At 66.1% G+C, this 17,584-nt stretch carries 15 protein-coding genes; 8 read left to right on the forward strand and 7 right to left on the reverse strand.

Features of this window, described 5'->3' with window-relative positions; translation table 11 throughout:
* Positions 1-25: 25 nt before the first annotated feature.
* Positions 26-3,628 (reverse strand): phosphodiester glycosidase family protein, encoded by a 3,603-nt coding sequence (locus M3G03_RS05265; protein WP_259808641.1) that lies wholly within the window; start codon positions 3,626-3,628, stop codon positions 26-28.
* 338 nt (positions 3,629-3,966) lie between these two features.
* Here M3G03_RS05265 and M3G03_RS05270 point away from each other — a divergent pair, with 338 nt between their 5' ends.
* Together M3G03_RS05270 and M3G03_RS05275 are read left to right on the forward strand one after the other, a co-directional pair.
* Entirely contained in the window at positions 3,967-5,289 is a 1,323-nt protein-coding gene (locus tag M3G03_RS05270; RefSeq protein ID WP_259808642.1) for a DEAD/DEAH box helicase, read from the forward strand.
* A gap of 70 nt (positions 5,290-5,359) precedes the next feature.
* The gene (locus M3G03_RS05275; RefSeq protein WP_259808643.1) at positions 5,360-8,173 is read left to right on the forward strand and encodes a cation-translocating P-type ATPase; all 2,814 of its coding nucleotides are present in this window, start codon (positions 5,360-5,362) and stop codon (positions 8,171-8,173) included.
* Between the two features lie 58 nt (positions 8,174-8,231).
* On the opposite strand, the gene M3G03_RS05280 is transcribed toward M3G03_RS05275, so the two are convergent.
* On the reverse strand, positions 8,232-8,603 hold the full coding sequence (locus M3G03_RS05280; RefSeq protein WP_259808644.1) for a PaaI family thioesterase: 372 nt from the start codon (positions 8,601-8,603) through the stop codon (positions 8,232-8,234).
* Positions 8,604-8,618: 15 nt separating this feature from the next.
* Positions 8,619-9,023 carry an HTH domain-containing protein gene (locus M3G03_RS05285; RefSeq protein ID WP_259808645.1) on the reverse strand — a complete coding sequence of 135 codons (405 nt, stop codon included), beginning with the start codon at positions 9,021-9,023 and terminating at the stop codon, positions 8,619-8,621.
* 120 nt (positions 9,024-9,143) lie between these two features.
* Here M3G03_RS05285 and M3G03_RS05290 point away from each other — a divergent pair, with 120 nt between their 5' ends.
* The 5 genes from M3G03_RS05290 to M3G03_RS05305 all read left to right on the forward strand — a co-directional run bounded on the left by M3G03_RS05290 (position 9,144) and on the right by M3G03_RS05305 (position 14,415).
* Positions 9,144-9,818, forward strand: coding sequence for a succinate dehydrogenase cytochrome b subunit (locus M3G03_RS05290; RefSeq protein WP_259808646.1), 675 nt, complete (start codon positions 9,144-9,146; stop codon positions 9,816-9,818).
* The gene (locus tag M3G03_RS05295) at positions 9,815-11,749 is read left to right on the forward strand and encodes a fumarate reductase/succinate dehydrogenase flavoprotein subunit (protein ID WP_259808647.1); all 1,935 of its coding nucleotides are present in this window, start codon (positions 9,815-9,817) and stop codon (positions 11,747-11,749) included. Before M3G03_RS05290 ends, M3G03_RS05295 begins: the two co-directional genes overlap by 4 nt.
* Positions 11,746-12,498: a succinate dehydrogenase/fumarate reductase iron-sulfur subunit gene (locus M3G03_RS05300; protein WP_259808648.1), complete on the forward strand. Its 753-nt coding sequence runs from the start codon at positions 11,746-11,748 to the stop codon at positions 12,496-12,498. The genes M3G03_RS05295 and M3G03_RS05300 overlap by 4 nt, the downstream gene beginning before the upstream one ends.
* A 1,070-nt stretch (positions 12,499-13,568) precedes the next feature.
* Positions 13,569-13,751: a type I restriction-modification system subunit M N-terminal domain-containing protein gene (locus tag M3G03_RS12920; protein ID WP_396121896.1), complete on the forward strand. Its 183-nt coding sequence runs from the start codon at positions 13,569-13,571 to the stop codon at positions 13,749-13,751.
* A 31-nt stretch (positions 13,752-13,782) separates the two neighbouring features.
* Positions 13,783-14,415, forward strand: a complete 633-nt coding sequence (locus M3G03_RS05305; RefSeq protein WP_259808649.1) for a ribonuclease D — start codon at positions 13,783-13,785, stop codon at positions 14,413-14,415.
* On the opposite strand, the gene M3G03_RS05310 is transcribed toward M3G03_RS05305, so the two are convergent.
* Genes M3G03_RS05310 through M3G03_RS05320 form a run of 4 tightly spaced genes read right to left on the reverse strand, consistent with a single transcriptional unit; the run spans position 14,409 to position 16,939 of the window.
* A complete protein-coding gene (locus M3G03_RS05310; RefSeq protein WP_259808650.1) occupies positions 14,409-15,221 on the reverse strand; it encodes a hypothetical protein in 813 nt (270 codons plus the stop codon). The genes M3G03_RS05305 and M3G03_RS05310 overlap by 7 nt on opposite strands.
* Entirely contained in the window at positions 15,202-16,152 is a 951-nt protein-coding gene (locus M3G03_RS05315; RefSeq protein WP_259808651.1) for a hypothetical protein, read from the reverse strand. Before M3G03_RS05315 ends, M3G03_RS05310 begins: the two co-directional genes overlap by 20 nt.
* A 35-nt stretch (positions 16,153-16,187) precedes the next feature.
* Entirely contained in the window at positions 16,188-16,703 is a 516-nt protein-coding gene (locus M3G03_RS12925; protein WP_396121897.1) for a type II toxin-antitoxin system VapC family toxin, read from the reverse strand.
* The gene (locus M3G03_RS05320) at positions 16,700-16,939 is read right to left on the reverse strand and encodes a FitA-like ribbon-helix-helix domain-containing protein (RefSeq protein WP_259808652.1); all 240 of its coding nucleotides are present in this window, start codon (positions 16,937-16,939) and stop codon (positions 16,700-16,702) included. Before M3G03_RS05320 ends, M3G03_RS12925 begins: the two co-directional genes overlap by 4 nt.
* A gap of 164 nt (positions 16,940-17,103) precedes the next feature.
* Between M3G03_RS05320 and M3G03_RS05325 the strand changes: the two genes are divergently transcribed.
* The gene (locus M3G03_RS05325) at positions 17,104-17,568 is read left to right on the forward strand and encodes an SRPBCC family protein (protein ID WP_259808653.1); all 465 of its coding nucleotides are present in this window, start codon (positions 17,104-17,106) and stop codon (positions 17,566-17,568) included.
* Positions 17,569-17,584 lie beyond the last annotated feature (16 nt).

Genomic DNA, 17,584 nt, shown 5'->3' on the forward strand with positions numbered 1-17,584 from the left:
TGACGGCCCCGCCACCGCTGGGATGTCAGCAGTTGCCCGACTGCAGCATCATCGAGGTCGTGGCGGCATGGTGGGAACCCACCCACAGCTCCACCTCACGCGGACCCTTCTTCCACCGCGGCAGGGTGGAACCGTTGATCGTGATGGTGCCGTCAGGACCGGCCACCCCCGTTCCGAGGACCGCGTCCTCGGGTGAAAGACGGGCCGTCACCGTGGCGCCCGGCACGAAGCCGGTCCCGGTGACTCGGACCACAGTTCCCTTCTTGTAGCAGGCCTTGCCGGTCTGGGCAGTCGCGCCGGTCACAGTCACGGTTGCCGATCGACGCACACCGTTGACGGTGAGTGTCAGGGTGGCCGTTCCTGCCCCGACGGCCTTCAGCTGGCGAGTGGCCGGGTCGAAGACCAGGGGGGAGAGCGCGGTGCCAATCGCCGGCCGATCCTGAGCGGCATCAATCCGCACGCCCTGCCCGCCCCACTGCGCGCTCACCGGCCAGACGACGGGAACGACTCGTCCGTCGTCCTGGGTCAGCTGGGCGGCTACTGGAGTGCTCTCTCCCACCGACAAGGTGCTCGGGACATCAAGGGACAGCTCATCAACCCGGGCGTGGGTTTCTGCGCGCAGCCAGGCCAGTCGATCAGCCGGTGTCGGGATGGAGGGGAGCAGCCCCTTGGCGGGATCGATCCCGAGCATCGTCCAGCCGGTGAAGCCTCCCTTGTCGGGAGAGGACGCCGGACCCTTGCCGGAGTTGCCGTTGATGATGAAGGAGACGCCCTCAGCGGTGGAGGCGTGGAAGACCCCCACGTGTGCGCTCACCTCGGCCACAGACTTGCCGGAGTCGCGACGGAAATCCGCCAGGGTCCGCAACAGGGCTGCTGCCTCGTAACGGTCGGACAGCTGGGAGTTCTTGGAGTCCAGAGGGTCATTGATCGGGTGGTGGTGCATCACCACCACGCCGGTGATGGCGGGGTTGGTCCGGGCATCGGCAAGCTGCTTCTCCAGGAAGGCCAGCTGAGCGGTCGATCCCTTGGGGTGCAGAGTGCCGCTGGAGGAATCCAACGTGATGAACCGCGTGCCTGCGAGGTCTCGGCTGGTGTGCGTGGCGCCGAAGACATCACTGAAGTTGGCGGTGCTGTCCGTGCCGTAGATCTCGTGGTTGCCGGGGATGTACTGGTACCCGACCTTTCCGGCCAGCTCCTCGTCAAGCACCTTCTTGGCCAGCGCCATGTCCGCCGGGGAGCCGAGATCCACCAGGTCACCCACTACGAACAGGAAGTCCGGCTTGGCTGCCACAATCTCACGAAGGGTTCGACGGGCCGCCGCCACCAGGTCGCTGTGGGGAGCAGCGGCGATGAACTGGGCATCGCTCATCACGGCGATCCGCTGTGGGCGTCCATCGACGCTGCCATTGGCGACGATCACCGGATCGGGCAGCGTCTGGCTGGGCGGAAGGTCCACCGAAGCCGGCACCTGGGCAGCAAGCCGGGCGATGGCCAGGTCGCCGCGGTAGGAGGCCGTCGATCTTGTTTCCATGAACCTGATGGCTTTCAGCGTGAGGGGGTAGGAGGTGCCGATGGGCACAGGAATCTCGACCTGCCGCCACCCGGTGAAGGTGATCTCGGGACCGTTGAGGTTGGTCACCACACCATCGCCCTTGGTGACCTCCAGTCGCAGCCAGGAGCCCTTGCCGTCACCGTTGACCCACAGGGTCAGCTTCTGGGGCTGGCCAGGCACCGGGATGGGCGTCTTGGGCATGACGTAGAAGCCGCGGGTGGCCGTGGAGGTGGTGAAGTCATACTGGGCGCGAAGCGCGGGTTCACCCTCAGGGCCGGCTGCACTGCTGATCGTGCCGGTTGCTCGGGAGACCCCCGTCTTCCACAGGTCAAGGTCGCCGAAGTTGCCGAGCTCGACCGGTGTGGTACCGATCGTCACCGGGACGGTGGTCTTCCGGCCTGCGACCGTGAACGTCACCACGGCAGAGCCGGAGCCTGCGGTCGGTGTGACCGTGAAGGTGTCCAGGTCGGACGCCTCAACGCGGACCGGACCGGAGACGTCGACCGTGACGTCGCGCGTCTCCACAGGTGCGCGTCGCCCGTCGGCATCCACACCGGACAACTCGACCGTTCCCTGGTGCTCTGCATTGGGCAGTGAGATGAGCGGTTTGCTCGGCTGCAGTCGCTCCAGCGGGCCGAGCACGTCAAGTTCGGTGGATGCGCTGTACCCGCCGGCGGAGTACGTGACGGTGGCGCGTCCGGTCTGCACACCGGTAGCGATGGCATGCTGCCCGTCGAACTTCTGGACGCGCACACGGCTGTCGTGGGTGGAGAACTCTCCAGCGGTACGCACTGGACCCAGCGCCGTGGACAGTCCGGTGGCCTCCAGGGTGCGCGTCAGTCCGGGCACCAGCGTGCGGCCATCGCGGATGGACGGCTTGACCTGCACCGAGTTCAGGGTCGCAGGGGCGGAGGTCTTGAAGACCAAGGCGTTGGCCACCAGGCGTTCATTGCCATCCGAGGGCCGGTTGATGACCTCCACTCCGGCGGAGCCCGGGAGGCGTCCGACCAGAGTGGTCGAGCCGCCACCGTCGAGGTTGACCGCATTCCAGGCCCCGAGCTCCAGCATCAGGGCGGTGAGCTCGGTGAGCGTCATGCCGTGCGCATCTCCCAGACGGCCGTCAATGGAGGCGACGTAGAGCTTGGACCCGTCCTTGCTGACGCCCACAGCGGTGCGAGCGGCGGTGATGTTCTCCTCAGCGGTGGCGACACCGTTGGTGACCAGGCGCTGCGCGCCGCTCACCGCCAGGTCCACCTCTGCGCTGGTGCGCACCTCGATGTCTGCGCTGGTGCCCACTGCCACACCCGACAGACGAGCGCGAGCGGCGCCCAGCGCGAGCAGCGCGGAGGTGCCGGTGGGGAGCGGGGCGGCAGCGGTGAGGTCAGCGCGTCGTGCCGAGACCTGCGTGACCTTGCCGTCCTTCACCAGGACCAGGGTGAAGGCAGCCCCACTCGGCACCAGCCGGCCCAGGTCATGGGATCCCCAGGCCGGAGTGAACAGGCTCAGGCCATTGGCCGGCACGGTGGGGGAGTTGACTGCCTCGATCGGCTGCTTGGTGCCCTTCACGGTCACCGTGGAGCCGGAGCTGAGGCGTTGGATCGCTGCCAGACCACGGGCGATGGTCAGGGCATCCCGGCCCGGGGTGGACGCCGTGCGTACCCCCTGTGAGGACGAAACATTGGTCGACACCGGCGCCCCGGAACGGTTCATGTCAAAGAAGTCGCCGTTGATGGCTGCGACCGCACCCGAGGTGCGGGCCAACTCCGACACGGTGGTTCCGGTGCCGGAGACGCTACCGGCATCCACCACGTCAAGGGACAGGGTGGGTTCGCTGAGGTCGGCGACCATGACGTGGCCAGTGACCCAGCCGCCGGGCTGGAGTCGCTGGAAGCTGGTCAGGTTGAGTCCGGGAGCCAGAGCTCCGCTGGTCCTGGTCAGGAAGACCGAATCGCTACCGGTCAGCTCGGGAGTCGCGGCAAGCGCGCGTGGAAGGCTTGGGAGGCAGAGGCTGAGTGCCAGGGCCAGGATCGTCAGGAAGTGTCTCGGGTGCGCTACCCGAGTTCGGGTGGTTGTCATCGTCCGTCCAGTGGTCTCATGGAAAGGGGGATGCTTCGAGAAGCAGGCTCACGCTAGGGATGGCGGGGGACATCCACACCAACCCCGGGGAAATTCCCGGTGAACTCGTGCAAAAAGCAGTGTCATGGGGTGGTTTCCCTGGCCGAACGCTCACGGGCGGTGATCGCTTCGACTTGGATGAAGGCTGTGGCGCACATATGATTGCCCTGTTGTCCCGCTGAGTCTTGCCTCGGGACCTCGGTGATCGGAGATGTGAAATACCTCCGCTGGCCGCGCCGCACCGCCACCCGGTGGATGCCATGGGCGCGCCGTGCAAGACGCCGATTGATTGGTTTCTTTTGTCTGATTTTGTTTCGCTGGGCGTTCCCCAGCCGCTCGTCGATGCCCTCGCACCCCGAGGCATCACCAACCCCACCCCCATCCAGCGGGCAACCCTGCCCGACTCGCTGGCCGGTCGTGATGTCCTCGGACGCGGCCGCACCGGCTCGGGCAAGACCTATGCCTTCCTGCTGCCGCTGGTCGCACGTCTGGACGCAGAACGTTCGCGCCGGGCCCCGAAGCGTCCGCGCGCCCTGGTGCTGGCGCCGACCCGTGAGCTGGCCAGCCAGATCGAGGAGTCGCTGACCCCGCTGGCGTCCGCCACCCGCCTGAAGTCGCTGACGATCTTCGGTGGCGTCAACCAGAACCCCCAGATCCGCGGCCTGGCTGCGGGCGTTGACGTGCTGGTCGCCTGCCCGGGCCGCCTGCTGGACCTGATGGGCCAGGGTGCCGTCGACCTCAGCCAGGTGCGCATTGCCGTGCTCGACGAGGCCGACCACATGGCGGACATGGGCTTCCTTCCGATGGTCAAGCGCATCCTGGACAAGGTGCCGGCCGAGGCGCAGAAGATGCTGTTCTCGGCCACCCTTGACAACGGCATCGACGTGCTCGTGAAGCGCTACCTGCACAACCCGGTCGTCCACCAGGCCGACTCTGCCCAGTCGCCGGTGACGACCATGGACCACCACGTCCTCGAGGTCGCGGCGGGGGAGAAGACCAATGTTCTGGCTGACCTGGCGGCCGCGCCCGGCAAGACCATCCTCTTCACCCGCACCAAGCACGGTGCGAAGAAGCTGACCAAGGTGCTGCTGGCACGTGGCGTCCCCGCAGTCGAGCTGCACGGCAACCTCGCCCAGAACGCGCGCACCCGCAACATGGACGCCTTCCACTCCGGGAGGGTGAAGACGCTCGTGGCCACCGATATCGCGGCTCGCGGCATCCACGTCGACGACGTCGAGCTCGTGGTGCACGCCGATCCGCCGGCGGAGCACAAGGCCTACCTGCACCGCTCGGGTCGTACCGCTCGCGCCGGCAAGGCGGGCACCGTGGTCACCGTCGCCACCTCTGACCAGCGTCAGGAGGTTCGCGGCTTGATGCGTGCCGCCAAGATCACCCCAACCGCCACAGGTGCGGATCGTGCGGTCCTCGACGGGCTGGCCCCGGGGGAGCGGGTCTTCTTGAGCGCGGAGGAGGCCGAGCAGGTCGCCTACCCCACCAAGACCGCCCAGCAGCCGCAGACGCCGGCGCAGCAGCCCAGGGCTCGGCAGCGCACCACGAAGTCCGGCGCCAGTGGCCGTCCACCCCGCAGCCGCACGCAGCGGGGGCGTGGCCGCGCGGCCTGACGCCTTGGCTCCGGGGGCTGGGGCCGCTTGTTAGTGTCGGAGTGAACCCACCTCGACCAAGAGAGCGGACATGTCCAACTCCTCGCGCGCCACGAAACTTCCCGACGACGTCTCGATCGTGCCGAGCGCGGATGTGCTGTCCGCGCTCGGCGTTGACGCTGACCACGGGTTGAGCCACCAGGAGGCGGCGCAGCGGCTCGAACATCACGGGCCCAACGAGCTCCAGGGGGCGCCCCGCGATCCTGCCTGGTTGCGCTTCGTGCGCCAGTTCAAGGACCCACTGGTCTACCTGTTGCTGGCTGCGATCGGCATTTCCCTGGCGGCGTGGGCGGCTGAAGGTGCCCACGGTGTCCCCATCGACGCGGTGGTCATCGTCATCATCGTGGTGGCGAACGCGATCATCGGTTTCGTCCAGGAGAACCAGGCCGAGGACGCGGTGGCCGCGCTGTCGGAGATGACTGCCACCCACGTCACAGTTGTCCGCGATGGACGTCTCACCGACATCCCGGCCACGGAACTGGTGCCTGGCGACATCCTGGCGCTCTCCGAGGGCGACGCTGTCGGCGCCGATGCGCGCTTGTTGTCCTCGAACTCCTTGCAGGTGCTGGAGGCCTCGCTGACCGGTGAGTCGACCCCGGCGGAAAAGGACCCCAGCACCCTGGCGGAAGCTGCCCCGCTGGGTGACCGACTCGACATGGTCTACCGCGGCACCGATGTCGCGCGTGGCGTCGGCCGCGCCGTCGTGGTGAGCACCGGCATGTCGACCGAGATGGGTCGCATCGCCACCATGCTGGGCGAAACCAGGGCAACCACGACTCCACTGGAGAAGGAGATCCGCCAGATCACCACCATGCTCGGCGGGCTGGTGATCGCCATCGCCGTCGCGGTGATGATCGTCCTGGCCGTGGTGAACGGGGTCAACTCCTTCGAGGACGCCGTCGAGATCCTGCTGATGGGCGTTGCCCTGGCCGTCGCGGCGGTGCCCGAGGGGCTTCCGGCGATCCTGTCGTTGGTGCTCGCCATGGGCGTGCGCGTGCTGGCGAAGCGGAATGCGGTGATGAAGAACTTGCCCTCGGTGGAGACCCTGGGGTCGGTGAGCGTCATCGCGTCCGACAAGACCGGCACCCTGACCCGCAACGAGATGACCCTGCGCGAGATCGTCACCGCCTCGGGGCGCGTCGAGCTGGGCGGTACCGGCTATGCGCCCGTGGGGGAGGCCCACGCCGAGGGCGAGGAGGACGTGGCCCTGGAGGAGGCGAGGCGGCTGGTGGTCGCCGGCGTCCGGGCCAACAATGCCCAGTTGATGGAGAACGAGGGCGAATGGGAGACCCAGGGCGATCCCACCGAGGTTGCCTTCCTGGTCGCTCAGCACAAGCTCGGCGAGGACGTGCCCCAACGGGCCGACCAGTTCGACCGCGCGGACGAGGTGCCGTTCACCTCCGAACGCAAGATGATGTCCGTGCTCGACCAGAGCCCCGAGGAACGGCTGGTCTTCGCCAAGGGCGCACCGGACGTGCTGCTCGGCCATTGCGTGTCCGAGGAGGTCGGTGGCCAGGAACAGCGACCGCTAACCGAGGAGCGCCGGGAGCAGATCCTGGGCGAGGTGGAGCGGTTGAGCCGTGAGGGCTATCGCACTCTGGCGACCGCGTGGCGTGCGGCCGACGATGAGCAGATCGACGAGTCCAGCGAGGAGGACCTGGTCTTCCTGGGCATTGTGGGGATCATCGACCCGCCGCGCGAGGAGGCTGCCCAGGCCATCAGCGAGGCGCACCGAGCTGGCATCCGCACCATGATGATCACCGGCGACCACCCCGTCACCGCAGCCCGAATCGCCGCCGACCTGGGCATCGTGCAGGAGGGTGAGAAGACCTCCGCCATGACCGGTCGCGAACTGGACGCCCTGAGCCCCGAGCAGCGCAAGTCTGCCGTGGAGGAGACCTCGGTCTATGCCCGCGTTGCGCCGGAGAACAAGCTCGAAATCGTCCATGCCCTGCAAGGGAACGGCCACATCGTCGCCATGACCGGCGACGGCGTCAACGACGCGCCCGCCCTGAAGGCCGCCGACATCGGCATCGCCATGGGCATCACCGGCACCGAGGTGACCAAGCAGGCCGGGACCATGATCCTGGGCGATGACAACTACGCCACCATCGTCACCGCAGTGCGGCAGGGCAGGGTCATCTTCGACAACATCAAGAAGTTCATGCGCTTCCTGCTCAGCTCCAACATGGGCGAGGTGGCCACCATCTTCCTGGGTGTGCTGCTCGGCAGCGTGATTGGCCTGGCGGACCCGGCGAACCCGGGTGCCGCAGTGCTGCCGCTGTTGGCGACCCAGATCCTGTGGGTGAACCTGGTGACCGACTCCGGCCCGGCGCTGGCGATGGGGGTGGATCCCGAGATCGATGACGTGATGGCCCGCAAGCCTCGCGCCACCACGGACAGGGTCATCGACCGGCACATGTGGCAGCGGATCCTCAGCATCGGCCTGGTCATCGGCCTGATCAACATGGTGCTCTACGACCTGATGCTCCCCGGCGGGCTGATCGGCGGCCTGGAACACCTCGCACCCACCGAACTGCAATGGGCGACCGCCCAGACCACGGTCTTCACCGCGCTGGTCTTCATGCAGTTGTTCAACGCGCTCAACAGTCGTTCGGACACGGCCAGCGCCTTCAGCCACCTGTTCACCAACCGCTGGCTGTGGCTCTCTCTCGGGTTCGTGGCGCTCTCGCAGGTGCTGGTGGTGCACGTGCCCTTCCTGCAGCGTGCCTTCAGCACAGTGAGACTGGATGCCGCGCACTGGGGCCTGGCGATCGGCGCCGGTGTTGCCGTGCTGGTCTATGAGGAGATCGTCAAGGCCGTGCGTCGCGCGATGGCCCGTTGAGACACCATGCCCACGGTCCTTCCGCTGACGAGTCAGAACTGATGTCCCAGCGTGGGGTCTAGGCGCCAGGTCGTGCGATGACGGCGAAGACCCCGCTGGCGGTGGCCAGGGGAACGTCCTGGTCTCGCCGCGTGAGCGTCCCATCGACGTAGGCCAGCGTGCGACCGATGCGACGAATGGACGCCGTGGCGACCAGGGTGTCGCCGATGAACGCGGGGTCGAGGTAGTTGACGGTCAACGAGGACGTGACCGCGGTCCGGTCCTCGGGGAGGGCCTGGATCACCGATCCGCCCATCACGGCGTCGAGCATGGTGGCGATGACGCCACCGTGGACGGTACCGCCGACATTGGCGTGGCGGTCGTCGGTGGTGCAGACGACGGTGCCGTCCACCCAGTCGATGCCGTTGTGGGAGCGGAAGGGGGCGATCATGGGGCTCCTTGGGGGTCAGAAGAGGCGGGGGTCCTCAAGGTGCTGGCGCAGCTGTTCGCGGGTGTCGTTGAGGCCGTCCGGGAGCTGGGTTCCGAGGTCCTCGAGGACGAGAAGCAGTGCCATCACCTGGTCATCGGACAACTGCAGGGGAGTGGAGGCGCGGGTGACGTCCAGCCAGACACCGCCGCCGAAGCCACCGCGACCGCGCAGCGGGATTCGGGCGGCCCGCATCGCCTCGAGGTCACGCTCGACGGTGCGCTCGGACACACCGACCTTCTGCGCGACAGCGTCGACCGCGAGCGGACGGCCACGTTCCTGCAGGAGTACCTGGAGGACGCGCTGCTGGCGTCCCAACCGTCGACTGGAGTAGCTGGTCGACCTGTGGCTGCCCACAGGGCGTCGACGAGGGGAGCGGCTCACACCCCCCAGTCTGTCAGGCACACACCCTCGGAGATCGACGGACACACCCCCCGAGGGGAGCCAAGGAGGAACGGTTCGATAGTGTTGAGACGTCCGAGGTCGCCGAGCAGGGTGAGTGGGATGACTGTCCGTCCGAGCAATGTCACGGTGAAGGTCGTGATGGCTGCCACCGGAGCCGTGTTTGCCCTGTTCGTACTGGTCCACCTGCTGGGCAACCTCAAGGTGTTCACCGGAGCTGAACACTTCGACGGCTATGCCCACTGGCTGCGTCATGCGTTCGAGCCTGTGCTGCCCGCCGGTTTCCTGCTGTGGACCTTCCGGATCGTGATGGCGGTCTGCCTGGTGGCCCACCTGTGGGCCGGATGGGTGGTGCGGGTCCGAGGACGCCGTGCCCGGGGCCGCGTGCGACGGCGTCCTTCATCGCTGCGGAGCTGGGCTGCACACTCCATGCCCGCCACCGGGGCGGTGCTGCTGGCCTTCATCGTGCTGCATCTTCTGGACCTGACGATCGGCGCGCGTCCGGCCGCTCCCGAGGGATTCGTTCCCGGTGCGGCCTACGACAACCTGGTCGCCTCGCTGCGTCGCTGGCCCATCGCCACCGCCTACATCGTGGCGATGCTGGCGCTGTGTGCCCACCTCGCCCACGGCCTGCTCAGTGTGGTGGTCGACTTCGGTGTCGCTGCAGGACGCCGGGGCTGGCGCATCGTCTCGGCCATCGCGCTGGGCTTCGGTCTGCTGGTAGCACTGGGCAACCTCGCCATTCCGATCACTGTGCTGGCAGGGGGACTGCGATGAGCGCGCCGTTCGATCCCCGGATCCCGGAGGGAGATCCCGCGACCGCCTGGAGCCGCCGCAAGGCTGACTACCGCCTTGTCAGTCCACTGAATCGATCCAGGTTCACCGTCGTCGTGGTCGGCACCGGGCTGGCGGGGGCGGGCTGCGCGGCCGCGTTGGGGGAGTTGGGCTACCGCGTGGTCTCGTTGACCTTCCACGACGCCGCTCGTCGCGCCCACTCGGTCGCTGCCCAGGGTGGCATCAACGCCGCACGGGGCCGCAAGGTTGATGGGGACTCCCTGACTCGTTTCGTTGTCGACACCATCAAGGGCGGCGACTTCCGTGCCCGGGAGGCCGAGGTCTTCAGGCTCGCTGAGGAATCAGTGCGGGTCATCGACCACCTGGACGCCCTCGGCGCTCCCTTCGCGCGCGAGTACGGCGGCCAGTTGCGGACGCGCTCCTTTGGTGGGGTGCAGGTTTCGCGCACCTATTACACCCGTGGTCAGACCGGCCAGCAGGCCCAGCTGGCGGCGACCCGTGCGTTGCAGCGACAGGTGGCGTCCGGGCGGGTCGACCTGCGTACGCACCGCGAAATGCTCGACCTGGTCGTGACCGGGGGACGCGTCCGAGGTGTCGTTGCCCGCGACCTGCACAGCGGGGCGCTGGAGCACATCCCTGCCCACGCAGTGGTGCTGGCCACCGGCGGCTACGGCAAGGCCTTCTTCCACTCCACGCTGGCCCACAACTCCAACGTCACCGCAGCTTGGCGCGCCCACCGGCGCGGCGCCTGGTTCGCCTCACCCAGCTACATCCAGTTCCACCCCACAGCACTCCCGATCAACTCTGCGTGGCAGTCGAAGACCACGCTGATGAGTGAGTCGCTGCGCAACGACGGTCGCATCTGGGTGCCGAAGCGGGCGGGCGATGACCGTCCTCCGGCCCAGATCGCAGAGGATGAGCGCGACTACTATCTCGAGCGTCGGTACCCGGCCTTCGGCAACCTGGCCCCCCGTGACATTTCCAGCCGCGCAGCACGGGAGCAGATCGAGGCCGGCCACGGAGTCGGTCCGTTGCGCAACTCGGTCTACCTCGATTTCCGGGATGCCATTGCCCGGCTGGGGCGCAAGGTCATCGACGAGCGCTACGGCAACTTGTTCACGATGTACCGCGATGCCACCGGCGAGGACCCCTTCGAGGTGCCGATGCGCATCGCACCCGGGGCGCATTTCACCATGGGAGGGTTGTGGAGCGACTACGACCTGATGACCACCATCCCCGGCCTCTTCGTGGGTGGCGAGGTCGGGTGGGGGTACCACGGTGCCAATCGGCTGGGCGCGAACTCGCTGCTCTCGGCGTGTGTCGACGGCTGGTTCACCCTGCCGCTCAGCATCCCGAACTACCTGGCGGAGCATCTGGGCGAGCCCTTGCTCACCGACACCGACGATGCGGTGGTGGCCACCGTGGACGCGGTCCGCAGCCGGGTGGAGAGGCTGCTCTCCATCGGCGGGGACCGCAGCGCTGACGAACTGCACCGCGAGCTGGGGGAGGTGCTCTACGCCGGCTGTGGCGTGGCGCGCAGCGCCGAGGGCCTGGAACGCGCCATGGGGCAGGTTCGTGAACTCCGAGCCCGCTTCTGGCAGGAACTGCGAGTGCCGGGGACGGGGGAGCAGCTGAACCAGGAGCTTGAGAAGGCCGGCCGCGTGGCCGACTACCTCGAACTGGCCGAGTTGATGTGCCTGGACGCCCTCGACCGCGACGAGTCCTGTGGAGCCCACTTCCGCGTCGAGCACCAGACGGCGGATGGCGAGGCGCTGCGCGATGACGACAACTGGTGTTCGGTGTCGGCCTGGGAATGGACCGGGGGAGAAGGCACCCACCCTCATCCCCCGGTGCGCCATCTGGAACCGCTGACGTTCAGCGCCGTGCCCCTGCAGCGGAGGAACTATCGATGAGGATCACCCTGGAGGTGTGGCGCCAGGCAGGACCCGGATCGCCTGGAGCTTTTGAAACGCATGAGGTTGCCGACGCGACCCCGGAGATGTCGCTGCCCGAGCTGTTGGACCGGCTCAATGCGCAGATCGTGGCGTCCGGTGGTGAACCGATTGCCTTCGAGTCCGACTGCCGCGAGGGGATCTGCGGTGCCTGTGGTGTGACGGTCGACGGCACCCCCCACGGGCCAGTGCCGAACACCCCCACCTGCCGCCAACACCTACGTCACTTCCGTGAGGGTGACCGGATCCGGGTGGAGCCCCTGCGTTCAGCGGCCTTCCCCGTCGTCCGCGACCTGGTGGTGGACCGTTCTGCGTTGGACGAGGTGGTGCGCGCCGGAGGCTACTGCTCGGTCGACACAGGCACGGCACCGGACGCCGAGAGCCGTCAGATCGGCACAGACCGCGCCGAACATGCGCTCGACTTCGCGGCCTGCATCGGATGCGGTGCCTGCGTGGCGGCCTGCCCCAATGGTGCGGCCCACCTGTTCGGCGGAGCCCTGCTCGCTCATCTGGCGACCCTCCCACAAGGTCTTCCAGAACGGTCCACGCGAGCCCGGGGAGTGCTCGCCGAACTGGACGACCACTTCGGTGCCTGCTCCACCTATGCCGAGTGCGTGACGGTCTGCCCCGCCAGCATCCCACTGGACGCCGTCGCCTGGGTCAACCGCGAGGGGATGCGCGCAGCCCTGCGTGGCGAACGCGCCGACTGAGCGTGGAGGAGCTTGAGGATCATGGCGCATGAGCGGCCGGGTGCCCTGCAGAGAAACCGGGACACAAATGGTTCGGCGGGCTCGGAAGAGGCCCAGGAGGGTATCGACCGCTACGCAAAGCTGAGGCAGCCGCCGAGCGGCTTGTGCTGGTGGTGTGGGACTGAGCCGGCGACGACCGGTGAGCACAAGTTCAAGCGGTCAGACATGGCGCGTCTAATGGATGACCAGCCCTTGTTGGTCTGGGGCTATCAACGCTCCGGCATCACCCGCGAACTGCGTGGGCCCGGAGCGTTGAAACGAGATCGCTACGGAGTGCTGAAGTTCCCCAAGTCCCTGTGTGCCCCCTGCAACAACGCAAGGTCCCAGCCGTTCGACTTGGCCTACGACAAGTTCTCGAGCTACCTCGGTTCGCACAGTCTGCGCAGGATGCCGGGAGTCCCCATCGCAGACATTTACGGGGAAGAATGGCAAGAGTCGGTGAATGTAACGGTGCCCAGCCAGAGGATCTTCCGCTAGGTCCGAGTCCATCCCCAACCGCGAGCTCGGGCAGTTAAGTACGTGACGCCACAGAAGGTTCAGGTCCTGGCTGGCAAGTTCGGGACGTTGTGCAGTGCCGCGCCTGAGGCGACGTAGTCCCGCGCGGAGGCTGGTGGGCGTCCTGAAGGCGTCCACCAGGTCGCGCTCGGACGCGCGGTCGGGGGCACATCGCGTGAAACGGTAGCCGGCCAGCCACTCCAAATTCGTGTGCGTCGAACCGATCAGATCCGGAGATTGACACAATGTCAAAGGGCAGCTCAAACACCCTTGCGTCTGGGCTCCGATCCTTGTCCGATAATGGACATTATGTCACATCCGTCTTGCGTGGCGGGCTCTGGGACGCATGGCCGCAGCCACCCCGTCCAACACCGATCTTGGTCGCGGGCGGTCGATGGCGGCCATCAGCTTGTTCATCGAAGGAACACCATGACTAAGCGGATAGCCCCCTTGGTGGGCCACGCCTGGCGCCCGGGGCGAGCCTGACCAAATACGATCAGTGGACCGACTGCAAGGAAGTTGAAGCGTGACGAAGGTTGACCCGGACTTTCATCTGGTCCATCGCGGACCTGCTCAGTGGCCCCTACCGGCCCAGGGAGTACGGCACAGTGATCCTCCCGTTCACCGTGCTCGTCTGCGCCAGTGACGCATCAACTCGGGAGTGGGCTTCACTAAGGGCTTCACCAAGTAGGCCGGCAGGGATTGAATTGGCTCTATGATGAGTTGTGTCGCCGGAGTTACCATGCAGGCATGTGCGGCTCCAGGGTGATGCGAGTTGAGGGTGACCTGCCACCCGATCTCGCGGAAGCGATGCTGCGTGCCCCGAGGGTGGGTGTGGACACGGAAACCAGCGGCTTGGACTCGCGAAGCGACCAGTTGAGGCTCATTCAGCTCTACGTTCCCGACCTCGGGGTCGTTCTCCTCCGCCCCGGTGACGGCCCGCCGCCCAAGCAACTCATTCGCGTTCTACAGTCGCAAGACACCACGAAGGTGTTTCACTTTGCGCCGTTCGACCTGGGATTTCTCGCGGCGACGTGGCATGTCCGGGCACGCTCCGTGCTGTGCACGAAGGCAGCTGCACGGTTGATATCCCCAACTTCTCCTCCCCGTGAGTGGAGCCTGCAGTATCTGCTCTGGCAAACACTCGGTATCGAGCTTTCAAAGGGGCCAGTCCGAGTCAGCGACTGGGGTGCAAAGGAACTCAGTGACGAACAGGTGGCCTACGCCGCAGCCGATGTGGAGCATCTGCTCATGCTTTCGGACCGTCAGACGCTCCAATTGCAATCCCAAGGCCTATGGGAAGACTATCTGGAGATCTGCAATTTCATGCCTTTGGAGGCAGTCTTGCGGGCCTCTGGGATCCCCAACCTCTTCGCCTACTGATCCGCCAGGAGCGACCAGTTGCCAGGCCGGTCGAAGAGGAAGCCTGGTGGCGCGGGCACATCGAGCTCAAGCACAAGCCGCGTGTGGGAGGGTTCAGGTGAGTCCGATACCCTGTGGACGCGAACAGTCGTCGCTCCATTCTGGTGGAGCTCACGAACGCTGGATGACAACACGCGCGGTACCCAACCGACCGGTACGCCCTCACAGGTCAGAAGTGTTGCATCCGGATCAACCGGGTTCGAGAGCTCTGGACTGAGCGCGAGGGAAGATCCCGTGTGGAGTTGCCGGATGGCTCTCTCCTGTTCCTCCCCCGTCACGATCACCTCGCCATTTTCGAGCTCAGCCCGGTGCCCGGGGACATGACGAACTCCGTTTGCAAAGAATCTTGCCCTAGCCCTTCCATCACTCACGTGGGGCATCGGCAGGAACTGCAGCGTGTCGCCGGCTCGCCCTCCGCCGGATTCCACAATCTGCTCCCAGGGACTTGCATCTGTTGGCAATCCCAGTGTCGCGAGGTAATCGGCGAAGTCGGGGCGATCTACGGACATGATGCGCTGGTTGAATACGGCGGGCATTGCACGCGAGGAATAGCTTTGCGTCAGGGAGTTGAAGCCCAGCAGAGGCCTGAAACTATCGACCTCAGCTGCGGCCCGCGTGTAGCCAAAGTTGTATACCTCGCCATCGAATGCGAACCTTCCAATAGGAACGATCTCGCGGGTCCCCGGGTGTTGCCACAGCACCAAGAGGTCTGAGACCCCCCGCTGGGGAAGTCCCCGGATGGGTCGATCAAGCACAGTAGAGCGCACGCCGCAACCTTTCCACATTGACTTCCGCCAAGGACATCGAAAAGTCTAAGGCCACACTCGACACCCCAACGACACCGGTAGCCAGACGCTCACGCAGGGGCCCTAGGTCCAACTCCACGAGCCGATCCTTCCACCAGCGCTGAATGTCGGGATTGCACATAGCAAGCGCTTCGGCGGCATGTGCTGTCAGGGTCGAAGCTCCTCCCACAGTGCTGTGTTCGAAGCGGTTGGCCCTGCCCTTCTCAGCGAAGTCACGGATGCCACCCGTCTTCGCCATCAAGGAGACCCTCCTCGTGTCCTGCAAGTTGTAGGCCAGCGACCCACCATGGTCGAACGAGCCTGCGAGCATGTCTGGCTTGCCGAAGAGTTCGGCCCGAAGTACCGCCCAATTCTGTTCGTGACGATCCTGGTTGGCGATGATCGCGTCCAGCAGCATCATTCCTGCGAAGACATCGAAAGCCGAGCTCCCTGCAGGTCCCTCGAAGCCGTGAGGCGGCGAGTAGGCCTGGAGAGTTTCGAAGATATTTCTCAGGTTATGACCCGGCCGCAGCACGTTCGGACGCTGGGGATCGACCGCCTTGTGAGTGTCTGTCTGCCGCACATAGCCGGGCGCATGCGCCTCCTCCAGCGCCAACCCGCCGTCGTTGAAGGTGTAGCCGGGCTCCTTGAGCGAACGTGAGAGGGAACCCATCCGACCTCCCCTGATGCACAGGCGCGTTTCCGCACAGGGGACCTTCATGCCCCGTCCAATCGCCGTACTGATGACCTCGGCCCAGTCTTCTCCTTGAGAACCCCAGGCGTGGACCTTTACATCCTTGTGCAGCCATCGGACCGTCCGGTCACCGATGTCTGGCTCCAGCAGCCACAGCGACTCTGTCGACCCCGTGGCTTCGACCCGGTCAACCACCCATGACGTGACATCAATGCGCACGAGGGGATCATCTGGAAGCGCAGAGGATCCCATCATCACCGTCGGCCTTTGGCCTTCGCCTCAGACACGGTCATTCCGAGTGTCCTTCCAATTCTGGGTTCTCTAGGGCCCGATGACGCCAACGGGCTGAGACCTGCCGTCCGCTGCCAAGGGTCCACCAGATTTACCCCGACGCCCTCGAAACCCGCGATGTCCCTGGTGGCTACGGATGCACCGATTGAACTCGCCACCGCGGCAATCAGGGCGTCCATCGCGCCTATCGGCCGCCCTGAGCGCGCTCGCTGGGCAACAATTTCCGCATAGCGGTCGGCTGCGGCTGCTGTGATCGGCAGGACCATCTCGATGGACGACAAGGCCGCCGCTGCTGCCTGGGCCAAGCTGTCCCGTCGGCGTCCTGCAGGAAGCAGGGCAATTCCGCTGAGGATCTCTGCTCTGGTCACCACGGTGGTCACGGGCTGCTCCTCGAGGCCACGAACCCACGCCAGCACGCGGGCATCAGCGTCCGGCCCTCTCATGAGCTCCGACACCACGCAGGTGTCGAGCACGATCATAGTTCTGCGCTCGTCGCAGGTCCGGAGTCGGGGATCGCAAGGTGGACAGGCTGGAACTGCTCCCCCACCTCGATCACCTGGTTCACCCACGTCAGGTCAACGGCCGCCGGGCGCTCCAATGCCTCGGTGAGGATCGCTCGCGCTTCCGCTTCCATCGAGTGTCCCTTGGCCGCTGCCCGGAGTCGCAGCTTGTCCTTGAGGCCCTCAGGGAGCTGCCTGATCGTGATCGCCGTCATACAGCAATGATATCAATGCTGCACAGCTCGCCTGATTCGCTGGTGTCGCCATACCTCCACAGGCAGGCTGACCAGTACCGCGAGCCTCTGGGCCAGCTACCTCTTTGAGCAGGGTTCCTCCTGAACACCTGCGCACTCCCCCGTCCTGTGCTTGTGTGGAAGGCATGACTAACGAACTGAGCAAGGTGAGCGCCACCCGTGAGATCCCGGTGGCGGCCGTCACGATCTTCGAGCTGCTTCGCAACCCGGAGCGCCATACCGAGACCGATGCCACCGGTTCGGTGCAGTCGGTCGACAAGGGTCAGGGCATCCGCGAGGTGGGCGACACCTTCACCATGAACATGGTCAACGCCGATGGCCCCTACAAGACCCAGAACGAGGTCTTTGCCTACCAGCAGGACCGCGTCATCGGCTGGCAGAATCAGGAGAATCTGGCCAACGGCGTCAAGGTCGGCGCCAAGTGGCTCTACGAACTGGAGCCCATCGATGCCGACAACACCAGGGTGACGCTCACCTACGATCCCACCGAGATCGACAACCCCGAGGTGCAAAAGCTGGCCAAGGAGAAGTTCGCCGTGGAGTCCCAGCTGGAGGACTCGCTGGGCAAGCTCGCCGAGGCTGTCGCCTGATCTGAGGCACCCAATG

The sequence above is a fragment of the Aestuariimicrobium sp. p3-SID1156 genome (genome assembly GCF_025144225.1).
Classification (GTDB): domain Bacteria; phylum Actinomycetota; class Actinomycetes; order Propionibacteriales; family Propionibacteriaceae; genus Aestuariimicrobium.